The organism is Bartonella sp. CR84HXZ (genome assembly GCF_042194535.1).
Lineage (GTDB): Bacteria > Pseudomonadota > Alphaproteobacteria > Rhizobiales > Rhizobiaceae > Bartonella > Bartonella grahamii.
Genome location: NZ_JBHIMY010000072.1, coordinates 1 through 1,541, shown reverse-complemented (window position 1 = coordinate 1,541; position 1,541 = coordinate 1). Strand labels below are relative to the sequence as shown.

1 pseudogene is annotated in these 1,541 nt (G+C 40.9%); it reads left to right on the top strand.

Going from position 1 to position 1,541, the window contains the following annotated elements:
• Positions 1-1,541: pseudogene (locus ACFIKD_RS09345) on the top strand (hypothetical protein); the annotation flags it as partial.

Below are 1,541 nucleotides of genomic sequence, written 5' to 3'. Positions count from 1 at the left end.
AAATTATATGCCCCACAAGCAGCGAGTGAATTAAAACGTTCTCGTTTTTCTTTTGTTAAAGTTCTTTCGTTGGCTACAGCGGCTACATTTTTATCGAATGTTACACCTGTTTTTTCAGCAAATTCTGATTTTAGAAACACATTTCTCGAGGGTGTTAACAGTGCTGGTGTCTCTTATCCAGAAAACATCATCTCTGTTGCTGGTTTGAATGCTTCTTCTGTTTCAAAAGACAATTATTTAACAGCGCTGAATGTTGCTTTGACACCCAAGGTAAATGCTGCTGATGACTATGCAAATTTTTTAACCAAAACTCTTCTAGGTCCGAGTGATGAGGGCTCTGTAATCAATGTTTTGACAGCAAACAGTAATAACCTATCGAAAAAAACGTTAAATGCAGGGGTGCAAGATAAAAAGCCTCTCATTAGTCCACAGTCCTTTGTGGTTGATAGCTCTACAGCCCAACCGTTTGCAGAAAATGATGAGAATGCAACGCTTGTTAATGTTTCTGACCTTTTGCGGGGTGGTTCAATTGAGGGAATGCAACGAAATACACGAGCGAGTAACACTGTTATTCAAGGTCCTGATGCATCTGCAAAGGGACAGGACGGTATTGCTATAGGCCATAAAGCTCAGACATCAGAGAAGAGTGATGCTATTGCTATAGGTTACATGGCTCACACTATAGGAAAAAGCACTATTGCAATAGGTAGTGAATATAATCCTAACAGCACACACGGGGAAAATGATTATACAACCGCGCAGGGTGATTATTCAACGGCTGTAGGAGCCGTTTCTAAAGCCCTAGGGTATGGTTCAACTGCTATTGGTCATCGTGCAAAGGGAGTTGGTAAGGAGAGCATTTCTTTTGGATTTTATTCGGAAGCAAGGGCAGATGGAGCTATCGCTATAGGTGCCAATTCTGTAGCTTCGGTGGTAGATGCTGTTGCTATAGGAAGAGATTCTGCATCCGGTAGGGCTGCTGGTGAGTTTGGTTATACTCCTTTGTTGCAGGGTTCTGCAACAAATACCTCATCGCAATGGAAAAGTACGAAGGGCGCAGTGAGTGTTGGTGATTATAGTAAGGGTATAACCAGACAAATTACGGGCGTAGCAGCTGGTTCTGAGGTTGCCGATGCTGTGAATGTTAGGCAGTTGAGAGACTTAGAAGATGTTGTAAGAAAAAACGGTTGGAAACTCTCTATTGAAGATAAAGGTGCTACAACTGTTCTTATGGATACCACACTAAACTTTTCATCAGGAGGGGATAACTTCAGGATTAAGAGAGATAAGGACGATAAAAATAAGCTAATATTTGGTTTGACTAATGATATATCACTCCATACCTTAACATTAAAAGGGAAAACAAACTTAGATGACAAGGGCTTAGTAATTGTTGATGGTCCGCAAATAACGACGGCTGGTATTGGTGCTGGCAGTAAAAAGATAACAGGATTGGCAAAAGGTACTGATGATACTGATGCTGTTAACAAAGGTCAGCTTGATGAAAACGTAACCACTCTTTCTAAAAATATTGAAGACGT